Annotated in this window: 13 protein-coding genes; 4 read left to right on the forward strand and 9 right to left on the reverse strand. The window is 75.2% G+C overall.

Translation table 11 applies throughout. The features are described from left to right. Nucleotides 1–13: 13 nt before the first annotated feature. The 7 genes from ACFQ8E_RS19530 to ACFQ8E_RS19560 all read right to left on the reverse strand — a co-directional run bounded on the left by ACFQ8E_RS19530 (nucleotide 14) and on the right by ACFQ8E_RS19560 (nucleotide 9,623). On the reverse strand, nucleotides 14–889 hold the full coding sequence (locus tag ACFQ8E_RS19530; protein ID WP_430552229.1) for an SDR family NAD(P)-dependent oxidoreductase: 876 nt from the start codon (nucleotides 887–889) through the stop codon (nucleotides 14–16). Continuing rightward, nucleotides 882–3,494, reverse strand: a complete 2,613-nt coding sequence (gene pheT / locus ACFQ8E_RS19535) for a phenylalanine--tRNA ligase subunit beta (RefSeq protein ID WP_430552230.1) — start codon at nucleotides 3,492–3,494, stop codon at nucleotides 882–884. The genes ACFQ8E_RS19530 and pheT overlap by 8 nt, the downstream gene beginning before the upstream one ends. Further along, the gene (gene pheS, locus ACFQ8E_RS19540; RefSeq protein ID WP_430552231.1) at nucleotides 3,494–4,582 is read right to left on the reverse strand and encodes a phenylalanine--tRNA ligase subunit alpha; all 1,089 of its coding nucleotides are present in this window, start codon (nucleotides 4,580–4,582) and stop codon (nucleotides 3,494–3,496) included. The genes pheT and pheS overlap by 1 nt, the downstream gene beginning before the upstream one ends. Nucleotides 4,583–4,797: 215 nt before the next feature. Then, complete coding sequence (locus ACFQ8E_RS19545) at nucleotides 4,798–5,289, reverse strand: ribose-5-phosphate isomerase (protein WP_430552232.1); 492 nt, start codon at nucleotides 5,287–5,289, stop codon at nucleotides 4,798–4,800. 63 nt (nucleotides 5,290–5,352) lie between these two features. Next, the gene (locus tag ACFQ8E_RS19550; protein ID WP_430552233.1) at nucleotides 5,353–7,068 is read right to left on the reverse strand and encodes a dihydroxyacetone kinase family protein; all 1,716 of its coding nucleotides are present in this window, start codon (nucleotides 7,066–7,068) and stop codon (nucleotides 5,353–5,355) included. 59 nt (nucleotides 7,069–7,127) lie between these two features. After that, entirely contained in the window at nucleotides 7,128–8,465 is a 1,338-nt protein-coding gene (locus tag ACFQ8E_RS19555; RefSeq protein WP_430552234.1) for an MFS transporter, read from the reverse strand. A gap of 42 nt (nucleotides 8,466–8,507) precedes the next feature. Continuing rightward, nucleotides 8,508–9,623, reverse strand: a complete 1,116-nt coding sequence (locus ACFQ8E_RS19560; protein WP_430552235.1) for a zinc-binding dehydrogenase — start codon at nucleotides 9,621–9,623, stop codon at nucleotides 8,508–8,510. A 236-nt stretch (nucleotides 9,624–9,859) separates the two neighbouring features. Between ACFQ8E_RS19560 and ACFQ8E_RS19565 the strand changes: the two genes are divergently transcribed. Both ACFQ8E_RS19565 and ACFQ8E_RS19570 read left to right on the forward strand, forming a co-directional pair. Further along, complete coding sequence (locus tag ACFQ8E_RS19565) at nucleotides 9,860–10,804, forward strand: sugar-binding transcriptional regulator (protein ID WP_430552236.1); 945 nt, start codon at nucleotides 9,860–9,862, stop codon at nucleotides 10,802–10,804. Further along, nucleotides 10,801–12,297, forward strand: coding sequence for an FGGY-family carbohydrate kinase (locus tag ACFQ8E_RS19570; RefSeq protein ID WP_430552237.1), 1,497 nt, complete (start codon nucleotides 10,801–10,803; stop codon nucleotides 12,295–12,297). The genes ACFQ8E_RS19565 and ACFQ8E_RS19570 overlap by 4 nt, the downstream gene beginning before the upstream one ends. Here ACFQ8E_RS19570 and ACFQ8E_RS19575 read toward each other — a convergent pair. Further along, a complete protein-coding gene (locus ACFQ8E_RS19575; RefSeq protein WP_430552238.1) occupies nucleotides 12,294–12,956 on the reverse strand; it encodes a 2'-5' RNA ligase family protein in 663 nt (220 codons plus the stop codon). The genes ACFQ8E_RS19570 and ACFQ8E_RS19575 overlap by 4 nt on opposite strands. A gap of 34 nt (nucleotides 12,957–12,990) precedes the next feature. Between ACFQ8E_RS19575 and ACFQ8E_RS19580 the strand changes: the two genes are divergently transcribed. Next, entirely contained in the window at nucleotides 12,991–13,662 is a 672-nt protein-coding gene (locus ACFQ8E_RS19580; RefSeq protein ID WP_430552239.1) for an SRPBCC family protein, read from the forward strand. An 89-nt stretch (nucleotides 13,663–13,751) separates the two neighbouring features. Here the strand turns inward: ACFQ8E_RS19580 and ACFQ8E_RS19585 are convergent, their stop codons facing one another. Next, complete coding sequence (locus ACFQ8E_RS19585; RefSeq protein ID WP_430552240.1) at nucleotides 13,752–14,534, reverse strand: helix-turn-helix domain-containing protein; 783 nt, start codon at nucleotides 14,532–14,534, stop codon at nucleotides 13,752–13,754. Between the two features lie 115 nt (nucleotides 14,535–14,649). On the opposite strand from ACFQ8E_RS19585, the gene ACFQ8E_RS19590 reads away from it, so the two are divergent. After that, a complete protein-coding gene (locus ACFQ8E_RS19590; RefSeq protein ID WP_430552241.1) occupies nucleotides 14,650–15,003 on the forward strand; it encodes a nuclear transport factor 2 family protein in 354 nt (117 codons plus the stop codon). The last annotated feature ends 70 nt before the right edge of the window (nucleotides 15,004–15,073 follow it).

The raw sequence follows: 15,073 nt of genomic DNA on the forward strand, positions 1-15,073 counted from the left end.
CGGGGTGCCCCGGTCAGCGACCGGTGAGCACCTCGGCCAGCGGGTCGTCCGCCGCCGCGGGCTGCACGCGCAGCCGGCGGGCGGCGGGGGCCGCCGCCTCCTGCGCGAGACGTGCCAGGGACTCCGGGGTGTCGTGCGAGGCGCGGACGAACCAGCCGGAGCAGGCGTCGAGGTCGCCGCGCGCGAACGCCGTCACGAGGTCGACCGTCCGCTCGACGGGCGTCCACTCGGTCCGCCCCTCGTGGGCGCGCATCGCCCCCGTCATGTCCGTGCGCACGACGCCGGGCGCGACCTCCAGCACGCGCAGGCCCCGGTCGTGGCCGGCGAGGTGGAGACCGGCGCCGAGGCGCATCAACGCGGTCTTGCTCGCGTTGTAGGCGGTCGCGTCGCCGTTGTCGTGCGAGCCGGCGCCGCTGTTGAGGTCGACGACCCGCCCGCCGCCGCGCGCCAGCATCCCCGGCACCGCGTGCCGGGCGAGCAGGAACGGGCCCCGGACGTTCGTCTCGAGCACCGACCACCACTCGTCCGGGTCGGCCTCCCACAGCGGCACCTCGGCGTCGATGCGGCCGGCGTTGTTGACCAGCAGGTCCACCGACCCGAGCCCCCCGTCGGCCGGGGACGCCTCGGCCGCCCGCACGGCGGCCGCCACCGCCGCGGCGTCGGTGACGTCGGCCGGCAGCTCGAGGGCGACCCGGCCGAGGGCGCGCACCTCGCGCGCGACCTCCGCCAGCCGGCCCGCGTCCCGCGCCACGAGCGCGACGTCCAGCCCGGCCCGGGCGAGCCCGAGCGCGACCGCGCGGCCGATGCCGCGGCTCGCCCCGGTGACGAGCGCGGTCCGGGCCGCGGGGACGTCGCCCCGCGGCCCGGACCCGGCGGCGCGCTCAGCCACGCAGCACGGCCCCGACACGCTCGGTCGCCGCGGCGACCACGCCCTCGCGGACGGCGCGCACGTCGTCGGCCGTCAGCGTGCGGTCGGCGGCGCGCAGCCGCACCGAGTAGGCGAGCGACTTCTTCCCTTCGCCGACCTGCTCTCCGGTGAAGACGTCGAAGAGGCGCGCGTCCTCGAGCAGCGGGCCCGCGCCGGCGACGACGGCCGCGTGCACGTCGGCGGCGGGCACGCCCGCGTCGACGACGAACGCGAAGTCCTCCTTCGCCGCGGGGAACGCCGACACCGGCTCGGCCGCGACCGGGGCGTCCCCGCCGGCGGCGATCAGCGCGCCCAGGTCGAGCTCGAACGCCACCGCCCGGGCGGGCAGGCCCAGGGCCTCGACCACCTTCGGGTGCAGCTCGCCCGCGTGCCCGACGACGGCGCCGTCGGGCAGCGTCACCGCCGCGCAGCGGCCGGGGTGCCACGGCATCGTGCCGGAGTCGGCCCGGACCGTGACCTCCGCGCCCGCGCGCTCGGCGACGAGGCGCGCGGCGTCGAGGGCGTCCGTCCAGTCGGCCGCGCGGCCGTCGCCCCACCAGCCGGCGGGCACCGCGCGGCCGGTGAGCACGCCCGCGACGTGCCGCGGCTGGTCGGGGACCGCGGCCACCAGTGCCGCCAGGTCGTCGTCGGACGGCCGCACGCCCACCGGGAGCTGCGGCGGGGCCGGGGTGCCCGGCGTCGGCCGCGTGACCAGGCCGACCTCGAAGACCGCCACGTCGGGCAGGCCGCGCGAGACGTTCCGGCGTGCGGTCTCGAGCAGCGTCGAGAGCAGGTCCGCGCGCAGGAACGGCCGGTCGTCGGCCAACGGGTTGGCCAGGCGCAGCGTGGTGCGGCGCACGTCGTCGTCGGGCAGCCCGAGCGCGTCCAGGTCGGCCTCGCCCACGAACGGGTAGGACAGCACCTCGACGAGGCCGGCCTCCGCGAGCGCGCGCGCCACCGACCGGCGGGCCCGCTGCTCGGGCGTGAGGCCGCGGCCTCCCGAGGCGGACGGGAGCACGGACGGGATCTGGTCGTAACCGGCGATCCGCACGACCTCCTCGACCAGCGCCGCCGGCTCGGTGAGGTCGGGGCGCCACGACGGGGGCGTCACGCGGACGGCGTCCACGCTGGCCCCGGCGACGGCGTCGGTCACGGTGCACCCGATCTGCTCGAGGATGCCGACCACGGTGGCGCGGTCGTACTCCACGCCGGACAGCCGCGTGGGCAGGCTGACGTCGAGCCGCACCGGCTTGGGCGGGATCGTGGTGTCGAGGTCGCTCACGGCGCCGTCCGCGGCGCCGCCGCCCAGCTCCACGAGCAGGTCGACCACCCGCTGCGCGGCGACGGCGGGCAGGCGCGGGTCCACGCCGCGCTCGAACCGCTTGGCGGCCTCGGACGGCAGCCGGTGCCGCCGGGCGGTGCGGGCCACGGTGATCGGGTCGAAGTGCGCGGCCTCGACGAGCACGTCGGTCGTGGTGGGGCTCACCTCGGACGACGCGCCGCCCATGACGCCGGCCAGCCCGAGCACCCGCGCGCCGCGCTCGCCCGCCGGCGAGTCGGTGATGAGCAGGTCCTCGGCGTCCAGCGCGCGGTCGACGTCGTCGAGCGTCGTCAGGCGCTCGCCGGGGACGGCACGGCGGACGACGATCGGCGCCGCGACCCGGTCCAGGTCGTAGGCGTGCAGCGGCTGGCCCAGGTCGAGCATCACGTAGTTCGTGACGTCGACGGCCAGGGAGATGGACCGCATCCCCGACCCCTCGAGGCGACGCTTCATCCACGGCGGGGTGGGCGCGGCGGGGTCGATGCCGCGCACGACGCGCGTGACGAACCGGTCGCAGCCGACCTGCCCGTGGATCGGCGCCGCGTCGTCGACCTCGACGCCGAACCCGTCGGCCGTGGGGGCGGGCGGGGTGGTGCCGAGGTTCTCGGGCAGCCCGCGGTCGGTGAACCGCGCGCCCGTGGAGTGGGCGTACTCGCGCGCCACGCCGCGGTAGCTGAACGCGTACCCGCGGTCCGGGGTCACGTTGATCTCGAGCACCTCGTCGCCGAGGCCGAGCAGGGCGATCGCGTCCTGGCCCGGCGTGAGGTCGGCGGCGTCGAAGCCTGCGCGCGTGAGCACGAGGATGCCGTCGTGGTCCTCGCCGATGCCGAGCTCGCGCACCGAGCAGATCATGCCGTCGGAGACGTGGCCGTACGTCTTGCGCGCCGCGATGGCGAAGCCGCCGGGCAGCACGGTGCCGGGCAGCGACACGACGACGTAGTCCCCCACGCCGAAGTTGTGCGCGCCGCAGATGATCCCGCGCGCGCCGCCGGCGGGGACGTCGGCGTCGTCGACGCCCTTGACGTGCGCCTCGTTGTGCTCGGGACCGACGTCGACGAGGCACCAGTTGACGGTCTTGCCGTTCTTCTGCGGCTCCGGGGTCTGCGCGAGCACGCGGCCCACGACGAGCGGGCCGGTGACGGCGGCGGGGTGGATCTCCTCCTCCTCCAGGCCGACCTTCACCAGGGCCGCCGCGAGCTGCTCCGCGGTGAGGTCCGCCGGCAGCTCGACGTGCTCGCCGAGCCAGTCAGTGACGATGCGGGGCATCAGATCTCCGTCCCGAACTGGGTGGAGAAGCGCACGTCGCCCTCCACGATGTCGTGCATGTCGGCGATCGAGTGGCGCAGCATCGCCGTGCGCTCGATGCCCATCCCGAACGCGAAGCCCTGGTACTCCTCGGGGTCGATCCCTGCCGCGCGCAGCACGTTCGGGTTGACCATGCCGCAGCCGCCCCACTCGATCCAGCCCGCGCCGCCCTTCTTCTGCGGGAACCACAGGTCCATCTCGGCGCTGGGCTCCGTGAACGGGAAGAAGCTCGGGCGCAGCCGCGTGCGCGCCTCGGGGCCGAACATGGCCCGCGCGAACGCGTCGAGCGTGCCGACGAGGTTCGCCATCGTCAGGCCCTTGTCGACCGCGAGGCCCTCGACCTGGTGGAAGACCGGGGTGTGGGTGGCGTCCAGCGCGTCGGTGCGGAACACCTTGCCGGGGCACGCGACGTACAGCGGCACGCCGCGCTCGAGCAGGGACCGCGACTGCACCGGCGACGTGTGCGTGCGCAGCACGAGGTTGGACGGCTTGTCCCCGTCGCCCGCGACGTAGAACGTGTCCTGCATCTGCCGGGCCGGGTGGTCCGGGTCGAAGTTCAGGGCGTCGAAGTTGAACCACTCCGCCTCGACCTCGGGGCCGTCGGCGATCTCCCAGCCGAGCCCGACGAAGAAGTCCGCGATGCGCTCCTGCACCAGCTCGATCGGGTGCCGCGCCCCGACGGCGCGACGGTCCGTCGGCAGCGTGACGTCGACGGTCTCCTCGACGAGGACGCGCTCGTCGCGCTCGGCCTCGAGCTCCGCCTGGCGCGCGGCGATCGCCTGGTTCACGCGGCCGCGGCGAGGCCCGACGTTCTTGCCGGCGGCGGCCTTCTCCGGCCCCGGCAGGGACCCGATGGCGCGGTTCGCGAGCGCGAGCGGGCTCTTGTCCCCGGTCTGCGCGGTGCGGACGGCCTTCAGCTCGTCCAGGTCGCGCGCGGCGGCGACCGCGGCGAGGGCCTCGTCGACGACGGCGTCGAGCGCCGCGACGTCCAACGGGTCGGGGCTCTGCCGTTCGACGCCGGGTTCTGGGGTGGGTGCGGGCGTGGACATGCGTGCCTTCCTGAGAGGGGCCCTGCGAGGGGTGTGGGCGGCGGGGTCAGTTTATGTGCCCGCCCGGGCCGGTCAGGTCGGCGTCCGCGGTGCCGCGCTCAGCGCGCGCGCGTCGCCGGGGCCGGGCCCGTGGCGGGCCCGGTAAATCGGCGGTCGCGGAGTGTCACGCCTCCCATGATGGCACGGGAGGCGTGACACGCCGGTCTCGTCACGTCTCAGGCGACCTCGTAGCCGCAGATCGCCTCGACCTTCGCCGCCGACGCGCTGGCGGGGTCGAACGCGTAGCCCAGCCACTCGCGCACGAGCCGGCGGGCGAGCTCCGGGCCGACGACCCGCTGCCCCAGGCAGAGCACCTGCGCGTCGTTGCTGAGCACGGAGCGCTCGACCGAGTACGAGTCGTGCGCCGTCACCGCGCGGACGCCGGGCACCTTGTTCGCCGCGATCGCGACGCCCAGGCCCGTGCCGCAGACCAGGAGCGCCCGGTCGGCCTCGCCGGCCGCGACGAGCCGGGCCGCCTCGACCGCGACGTGCGGGTACGCCGTGTGCCCGTCGGCACCCACGCCGACGTCCGTCACCGTCGCGACGCGGGGGTCGTCGGCGAGGTCCCCCGCGAGGAGGGACTTGAGGTCGAAGCCCGCGTCGTCGGACCCGACCACGAGGCGCAGCCCCGCGCCCGCCTCGGTCGCGCTGTCGTCCGTTGCTGTCATGCCGGTGTCTCCTTCTCCTGCCGCGCCGGTGCTGCGGGCGCCGCCAGGTGCTGATGGGTCTGTTCAGTCGCGGGCGAGGACCTCGCCCACGCGGGTGACGACGAGCGCGAACGAGGTCGCGCCGGCGTCCGGGGTGCCGAGGGACTTCTCCGCGAGCGGCCGAGCCCGCCCGACGCGCGGACGCAGGTCCGCGGTGGCGCGGGCACCCTCGGTCGCCGCGTCGGCAGCCGCCGCCCAGGCGTCCCTCGTCGGGGCGCCGGCCCCCGCCTGCTCACGGAACGACGCGGCGAACGGCAGCAGTGCGTCGAGCAGGGTCTTGTCCCCAGCCTGCGCGCGGCCGAGGTCCTGCACGGACTCGGCGAACGCGTCGATCGCGTCGGCGACCTTTGGGGGGTCGTACACGTCCCCGTCGTCCCCGAGCGACCCGCCGAACGCCTCCAGCGCGGCGCCCCAGAGCACGCCGGAGGTGCCGCCGGCCTGCTCGGCCCACGCCCGCCCCGCGCGGCCGAGCAGCCAGGCGGCACCGGCCTCGGGCGGCGCCTGCTCGGCGCTGCGCAGGGCCGCGCTGGCGCCCTTGAGCATGCCTCGGCCGTGGTCGCCGTCGCCGGCGACCGCGTCGATGCGGCCGAGCTCCTCCTCGTGCTCGGCGACGACCGCGTGCAGGGCACGGAGCCCGTCGCGGACGGCGCCCGCGAGCGCCCGGGAGGCGTCGCTCGCCGGCGGCACGGCCTCGTCCTGGGCCACGCCCTCGGCGGCACCCCCGCGCCCCGAGGCGTCGAGCCGCTCGAGGGGCGCACGCTGCTTGCGGTACGCCGGGGCGTAGGCGTCGGCCGTCCAGCACCGCTCCAGCTCGTCGTCCAGCCACTGGAGGGTGAGGGACACGCCGCCCATGTCGAGGCTCGTGACGAGCTCGCCGACCTCCGGCTCCACCAGGGTGAAGCCCCGCTCGCGCAGCAGCCGGGCCACGTGCCGCCACAGGAGGAAGAGCTCCTCGTACTTCGTGGTGCCGAGGCCGTTGAGCACCGGCGCGAGGCGCGTCGACGACGAGTCCGGCGCCGCGGCGAGGAGGCGCTCCACGAGGAGGCCGGCGAGCTTCTCCGCCGGCAGCAGGGGGACGTCCTCGATGCCCGGCTCGCCGTGGATGCCGAGGCCGAGACCCAGGTGCCCGGCGGGCACCTGGAAGAGGGGGGCTTCGGCGCCCGGCATCGTGCAGCCGGAGAACGCCACGCCGAGCGTGCGGGTCGCGGCGTTCGACGTGCGGCCGACCCGCTCCACCTCGTCGAGGTCGAGGCCCGCCGCGGCCGCGGCGCCCATCGCCTTGAAGACGGAGAAGTCGCCCGCGATGCCGCGGCGCTGCTCGGGGTCCTCGGCGGACGCGACGTCGTCGGTCACGACGACGACCCGCGCGTCGATACCCTCCTTGCGCAGCCGCTCGGCGGCGATGCCGAAGTTCATGATGTCGCCGGCGTAGTTGCCGAAGCTGAGCACCACCCCGCGCCCCTGGTCGGCCGCCTTCGCGACGGAGTACGCCTGGGCCGCGGACGGCGAGGTGAAGATGTTGCCGACCACGGCGCCGTGCGCCAGGCCGGACCCCACCGTGCCGCAGAAGGCCGGGTAGTGGCCCGAGCCGCCGCCGATCACGACGGCGACCTGCGGCTCGCCGTCCGGCAGCGTCACGACGCCGCCGGGCACGCCGCGCAAGCGGTCGGCGTAGAGGTCGAGGAATCCGGCGAGCTGGTCGTCGGCGAACTCCTCCGGGTCGTCGAAGATCCTCGTCATGGGAGCGTCCTTCGTTCGTGGGTCGTACGGGGAGGTACCAGGGGACGACGGCGCGGTCGTCAGCGGGCCGCCACGGCGGCCGCGCGGGGTGCGGGGGCGTGCCCCGGCTGGTCGACGGTGAGCCGGCCGACCATGACGAAGGCCGCGGCGTAGAGGGCCACGAACATCCAGACGATGCCCTGGCCGCCGAGGCCGACGGCGAAGCCCAGCGCGACGACGGCCGAGCCCAGGAAGGCGGCCCCGCCCGCGGCGGTCGTGTACATGGCCATCGCGGCGCCCTTCCGCTCGGGGGCGAGCGCCGGCATGATCGCGCCCATCGGGACGAACCCGGCGAGCAGGCAGCCGAAGACGCACCCGGCGGCGGTCGCGACCCAGAAGCCCCAGTCGGAGCCGTAGGGCACGAGCTGCGGCACGTACCACCAGGCGAGCAGGCCGAGCGACGACCCGAACACGCCGAACCACTTCACCGTGCGCTGCCAGCCGATGCGGTCGCCGATCCACCCGAAGAGGGCGTTGACGAGGATGTTGGTCGCGTACACGAGCACGGTCATCGTCAGCCACCGGGCCTGGCCCCAGCCGCGCTCGTCGGCGATCACGGCGGGAAGCACGATGAACATGCCGTACTGGGGCGCGGTGTTGATGAGACGCACCAGGAAGCCCATGAGCACCTTGGGGCTGCGCACCGTCAGCGACAGGCCGGACAGCATGACCGTCGAGGCCGAGTCGCCGGCGGGCGCGATCCGGCGCGACCCGCGCGGGTCGCGCACGCCGAACCACGCGACGAGGAAGCCGAGCGTCACCGGGAGCAGCGACGCCCACATCGCACCGGCCTCGCCGGCGAACCCGCCGCCGAACGTCGGGATGGCGCCGATGGCGAAGAGCGAGCCGAGGGTGGGCAGCCCGCCGGTGAACGCGACGTAGAACCAGCCGACGGCGGAGCCGTTGCGCTCGGGGCGCGTGGCGACGTTCACCCAGACCAGGAAGCCGAACGCGAACAGCGGGTAGCCGAAGCCCCGGATCGCGTAGGTCAGCGCGACCGCCCAGAAGCTGCCGCTGTCCAGGGCGACGAGGAACAGGGCCTGGAAGACGACCCAGACGCCGAACCCGAGCAGCATCACCTTGCGCGGCCCGAGGAGGTCCGCGAGCGCCCCGGACAGATAGCTGCCCACGAGCACGGTGAGGCTGTACGCCGTGATGATCGTGGCGACGGTCGCCTCGGGGCTGCCGAGCGCCTCAACGAGGTGCGGGGTGATGAAGTTGGAGTCGACGCCGACCCCGGTCATGAACAGCAGGACGCCCAGATAGCCCCACGCGACGGAGCGGGGGATGCCCATCCGCTCCAGCCGGGACTCGGTGGCCGGCGACGGCGCGTCGTCGCGCGTCGTGGTCTCAGACATGGTTCTCCTTCGAACGGTCGGATCCGTGGCGGTGGGGCGAGGTCAGGGCAGCGACGGGACGATCGACACCTTGACCGAGCCGCCCGCCGAGTCGCCGACCAGGTCGAGGGCGTCCTGGAAGCGCTCGAGCGGGAACTGGTGCGTGCACACCTCCTCGAGCGGGAGGGTGCCGGACTCGATGAGCTTGATGGCGGGGCGCCAGCAGTGCGGACCGAGGTGCGCGCCCAGCACGTCGAGCTCCTTGTCGTCCGAGAGGATCGACCAGTCCACGGTCACGTCGTCCTTGAAGACCGAGTACTCGACGAAGGTGCCGAGCTTGCGCAGCAGGTCGAGGCCCTGCGCGACGGCGGACGGGTGGCCGGTGGCCTCGATGTAGACGTCGGCCCCGTAGCCGCCGGTGAGCTCCTTGACCCGCGCGACGGCGTCCTCGGTCGTGATGTTGATCGTCACGTCGGCGCCGACCTTGCTCGCCAGCTCGAGCTTGGCGTCGCTCATGTCGAGCGCGACGACGAGGTACGGGTTCTTCTGGCGGGCGCCGGCGATGGCGCCGAGGCCGATCGGGCCCGCGCCGGCCACCACGACGACGTCGTCCAGCTGGATCCCGCCGCGCTCGACGGCGTGCATCGAGCAGGACAGCGGCTCGGCGAACGCGGCGTGCTGCGGCGCGATCGAGGGGTCGACCTGGTGCGTCAGGGCCCGCTCCGGCACCAGCACGTACTCGGCCATGGCCCCGTTGAAGCCCTTGAACCCGAACATGTCGTGCGGGCCGCACATCCAGTACGCGCCGCGCAGGCAGTACCGGCACTCCCAGCAGGGCACGATCTGCTCGCAGGCGAGCCGGTCGCCGAGCGCGGCCTCGCGCTTGTCGAGCGCGCCCTGGTCGCCGGCCGCGACGACGGTGCCGGCGAACTCGTGGCCGGGCGTCACGCCCTTCTGCGCCCAGGCCGGGCGGTGCTCGTCGCCCCAGAACTTCGCGGCGCCGTGGTAGCACTTCAGGTCGCTGGCGCAGACGCCGACGGCGTCGACGCGCAGCAGGAGCTCCCCCGGCCCGGGGACGGGCACGGGGAGGGTCTCGAGTCGGTAGTCCTCGGGACCGTGGACGACCACGGCGCGCATGGTCTCGGGAAGGGTGGTCTCGGCGTTCGTGACGAGGGGCACGGGTCTGGCCTCCGTTGGCTCTGGGTTCCGGACGCGGCCACCGTAGCCACTCCGTGAACATTTGTCACGCACACTTGTTCAGGAGCGGAGCGCCGGGCGCGCGGAAGGGGAAGAATCACCGTCGTCCGACGACGTCCCGAGACCCTGGGAGCACCGTGAGCGAGCGCGACGACGCGAGGCCTGACCGGACGGACCACCTGAGCGAGCACCGGAGCGAGCACCGGAGCGATCACGAGGTGACCGCCGCCGACCTGGCGTACCAGGCGGCGCGGATGTACTACGTCGACAACGAGACGCAGGCCGCCATCGCGGAGCGCCTGGACGTCTCGCGCCCCACCGTCAGCCGGCTCGTCACCGAGGCGCGTCGGCTCGGCCTGGTGCGCATCGAGGTCGTGGACCCCCGCTCCGACGAGCGCGGCGTGCTCGCCGCGCGCCTCCGCGAGGCCCTCGGCCTGGACGGCGCCCGCGTCGTGCCGCCCGTCCATCCCAGCCGGCTCGGCCCCGACCTCGCCCCCGCCGTCGGCGCGGAGATCGAGGACATGGGCCTGGAGCCCGGCGACGTGCTGCTGCTCTCGTCCGGGCGGACCGTCTACGAGGTCGTGCGCGAGCCGCTGCCCAAGATGACCGGCGTGCAGGTCGTCCCGACCGTCGGCGGCCTCAGCGAGCCCGTCGCCTGGTACCAGACCAACGAGATCGCCCGCCTTGCCGCCGAGAGCACGGGCGCCTTCCCGGCGTTCCTGTTCACCGAGGTGCTGCCCACGGTCCCGATGCGCCGCTCGCTCGACGAGGACCCGACCTTCCGGCACGTGATCGGCCTCTGGCGGTCCGCCCGCGCCGCCGTGGTCGGCATCGGCGCGCCGACCGCCACCCGGAACTCGATCTCCCGCTCGATCCCTGCGGACGCGTCGACGTTCCGCGACGCCATCGGGGACGTGTGCATGAACTTCTTCGACGCCGCCGGCGCCGCGATCGAGTTCCCCGGCAGCGACCGGATGGTGCGCACCCCCCGCGAGCTGCTCCAGGGGCTCGACCGGTGCGTCGGCGTCGCCGTGGGCGTCGAGAAGGTGCCCAGCATCGTCGGCGCCGTGCGGGCCGGACTCGTGCGCTCCCTCGTGACCGACGCGCCGACGGCGCGCGCCCTGCTCGAGGCGCTCGACCGGCCGGCGGCGCGCCGCCCATGACCGGGGCCGTCCTCGGCGTCGACATCGGGACCTCGAGCGCGAAGGCGGTGCTCGTCGACCTCGACGGTCGTGTGCTGGCGCGCGCCACGATCGAGCACGAGCCCGACCGCCCTCGTCCCGGGCACGTCGAGATGGACCCGGAGGTCTGGTGGGACGAGCTCGCGGAGCTCACGGCGCGGCTGCGCCGCCGGTGCGACGTCCCCGTCGTCGCGGTGGGCACCAGCGGCGTCGGCCCCTGCGCCGTCCTCACGGACGCGGCGGGCACGCCCCTGCGCCCCGCCATCCTCTACGGCGTCGACACGCGCGCGTCCGCGCAGATCGACCGGCTGGAGGCAGAGCTCGGGGCCGAGGCCGTCGAGCGGGCCACCGGCTCCCGGCTCTCCAGCCAGGCCGTGGGGCCCAAGCTCGCGTGGGTCGCCGAGCACGAGCCGGAGGTCTGGGCCCGCGCCCGCCGCCTGTTCATGCCGTCGTCCTGGCTCGTCTGGAGGCTCACGGGCGTCTACCGCCTCGACCACACGTCGGCCAGCCAGGCCGCGCCGCTCTACGACCTGCGCGCCGGCACCTGGCACGAGCGCTGGGCCGACCGGCTGCGCGGCCAGGTCACCCTGCCCGCGCTCGGGCTGCCCGGTGACGTGGCCGGGAAGGTCACGGCCGACGCCGCGCGGCGGACCGGCCTGCCCGAGGGCGCCCCCGTCGTGCTCGGGACGATCGACGCCTGGGCGGAGGCTGCCAGCGTCCCCACGGCCCCGGACGACGTCGCCCTCATGTACGGCAGCACGCTCTTCATGATCGCGTCGGGCCACCGCCTGCTGCACCACCGCGACCTCTGGTCGGCGGTCGGTGTCCGGCCCGGGACGTACGACCTCACGGCCGGCACCGCCACCAGCGGGGCGGTCACCGGCTGGCTGCGCGGGCTGTTCGGCGGCCCCGGGTTCGGCGAGCTGGTCGCGGAGGCCGAGCGCTCCCCGGCGGGCAGCCGCGGCCTCCTCATGCTCCCGTACTTCGCCGGCGAGCGGACCCCGCTGCACGACCCGGACGCCCGCGGCGTCATCGCCGGGCTCACGCTCGAGCACTCCCGGGGGGACGTGTACCGCGCGGCGCTCGAGGCGACCGCCTTCGGCGTCCGCCAGAACCTCGAGCTCCTGCGCGGCGCCGGAGCGCCGGCGCTGCGCGGGGTGGCCGTCGGAGGGGGGTCGCAGGGCGCCCTGTGGCCGCAGATCGTCTCCGACGTCACCGGGCTCCCCCAGGTCCTCGCCGACGGGTCGTCGGGCGCGTGCCTCGGCGCGGCCTACCTCGCCGCGTCCGCCGTGGCGGAGGTCGACATCGCGCGGTGGAACCCCCTGACGACCCGGATCGAGCCGGACCCTGCCCGGGCGGCGCGCTACGACATCCTCTACGACGGCTACCGGGAGCTGTACCGCACGACGCGGGACACCGTGCACCGCCTGGCGGACGTCCAGCACGCCTCGCCCGGCGCGGCCGACGCGCCCTAGGCGGCGCCGGCCAGCGGGACCTCGGCGACGGCCTCGTGCAGCGGCCCGCCCGACCGCCCCTCCCCGAGCCGGGACGCGACGACGTGCACGGCGTCCACCCGCCACGACGGCCCCCGGTACACGGCGAGCGCCCGCGCCCACGGCACCAGCGGCGACGCGTCGGCCTCCCGCCCGCGCGGCCCCCGCGTGCCTCCGCGTGCGGAGTCCACCCGCCGCCGGCCCGCCGCGGCAGGAACGGTCGCACGAGCGGTCGCCCGCGCGACCGTGAGGTGCGGCCGTCCCGACGTGCGGTCCGCGGCGGGCAGGCCCGACGCGCCGACGGCGGCGTCCTGCGCGACCTCGCCGGCGCGCCTCAGGTCGTCGACCGACCCGGCCACACCCACCCAGAGCGTGCGGCCGCCGAAGGTGCCGCCGCCGCTCAGGGCCAGCTCGAACGGCGGCACGTCGGCCAGCGCGTCGCCCAACGCGTCCACGTAGTCCGGCACGGCCCCGTCCGGCACCTCGCCGTGGAAGACCAGCGTGACGTGACGCTGCTCGGGCGGCACCCAGCGCAGCCCGCGGCCCGGGTCCGCGACGGACGCGCCGCCCACGCCGGCGAGGGCGAGCTCCAGGTGGGCGAGGGCCTCGGCGGACGGGTACACGGCCGTGAACAGGCGCATGGCGCGATGCTAGGCCCCGCGGCAGGCTGGGGGCATGCCCACGACCCGCCGCGCGCTCGCCGGCACGACCCTGGCCGTCGCCGGCGTCGGCGCCGCGCTCCTGACCCGGCGCATGACCCAGACCTGGGGCACGGCCGCCCTGGAGGCCGACCAGCCGCTGCCCGGGGACGACCTCGTGCCGTCGGCCGACGTGGTCGCGACCCGCGCCGTCGGCGTCCGTACGCCCGCCGCCGCCGTGTGGCCCTGGCTGCTGCAGCTCGGCTACGGCCGCGGCGGGTTCTACTCCTACGACCGGATCGAGCGCCTGATGGGCCTGGACATCCGCTCCGCGGACCGCGTGGTGCCCGAGTGGCAGCGCCTCGGCCCGGGCGACCGGGTGCACCTCGCCGAGGGCTTCGGGCTCCGCGTGGCCGCGCTGGAGCCGCGGCGCCACCTGGTCCTGCTGGGCGACGAGGGCGGTCCCGACGGCGCGCCGCCCTTCGACTTCTCGTGGGCGTTCGTGCTGCGCCCGTGGCCCGGACGGTCCGCCGGGACGCGGCTGCTCGTGCGGGAGCGGTACCGGTCGCACGGCGCCGCGGGGCGGCTCGTCGTCGAGGCCACGCAGGTGGCGAGCTGGGTGATGTCGGCCGCGATGCTGCGCGGCATCCGGGACCGCGCCGAGGGGCGAGCGGACCGGCGGGGCTCAGGCGCGTCGCCCGTTCGGTGACTCGCTGTCACGGCCCGCGACGCGTTCGAGACCACCTTCGACGGCCGACCGAGAAGCGGACGGACCCGCCACGGCCTTTCGGGCGCACGTCAGGGGTTCAGCAGCCGGCGCGTGTGGTCGTCGGCAGGCAGGAAGGTCTCGAGGTGCAGGCCGTCGAGGGTGACGTCGGAGGCGCTCTCGATCTGGCTGGCCACGCTGAACATCCGGAGCACCTCCCCACCCGCTTCGATCTCCAGCGGGACGACAGGGTCGGCCGATGGTCGGGTGGGGGGCTCACCGTCGCAGGGGTAGTCGACGACGTCCTCCCGGAGCGCGACCAGGTCGTGGTCGCCGCCGGTGCGGGCGATGCGCTGCTGGAGCTGGTGAAGCAGGTGCTCTCGCCAGGTGGGCAGGTTGCGGATGCGTGGTGCGAGTCCTCGCGGGTGCAGGCAGAGCCGGATCACGTTGAGCGGAGGCTCGAGCAGCCTCGGGTCGCAGCCGGCGACCAGCGCGTCGACGGGCCGGTTGGCGTCGACCACGTCCCAACGGTCGTCGAGGAGCAACGCCGGGTACGGCGCGTGGGCGTCCAACAAGGACCGCAACCCGGCCATCACCGGCGCGAGCGCCTCGTCGTCGGTGGCACGGTGCGCGTAACGGGGAGCGAAGCCCCCCGCGAGCAGGAGGCGGTTCTGCTCGCCCAGGGGTACCCGCATCACCTCGGCCAGCCGGAGGATCATCTCCGGGGTCGGCCGGGATCTTCCGGTCTCGACGAAGCTCACGTGCCGGGTGCTCACCTCCGCCTGGGTGGCGAGCGCGAGCTGGCTCAAGGACCGCAGCTCACGCCAACGGCGCAGTTCGTTGCCGACCGATGGAGCCATCACCGTCGAGGTCATGGGAGGAGCGTAGGCGGCGCCTGTCGAAGGCGACCATGACCTCAGAGGTCATCGACCGGACGGTCGACGAGCGGCGAGTCTTCGGGTGCAACGTCATTCGAGAAGGGAAGACGCCATGGACGAGATCGTGACCCGCTACCTCGACACCTGGAACGCCACCGACACGTCGGCCCGCGCCGAGCTCCTCACCAGCCACTGGGCCGAGGACTGCGCCTACGTCGACCCGCTCGCCGAGGCGCAGGGCCGCGAAGCGGTCGAGACGACCATTCGGGCTGTCCAGGCTCAGTTCCCCGGCTTCATCTTCACCCCCGTGGGCGACATCGACGCCCACCATCAGCAGGTCCGCTTCCAGTGGGGCCTCGGACCGGCCGGCGAGGAGCCGGTCGTGATCGGCTTCGACGTCCTCGTGGTCGACGCGGACCAGCGCATCCGCGACGTTCGCGGCTTCCTCGACAGGGTTCCTGCCTGACGCCTCGCTCGACCGACGCCCACGACGTCCGACGAACCCTGTGACCGGAGGCCGCCGCGTCAAGAACCGC

Source organism: Isoptericola sp. NPDC056573 (assembly GCF_042793335.1).
Lineage (GTDB): Bacteria > Actinomycetota > Actinomycetes > Actinomycetales > Cellulomonadaceae > Isoptericola.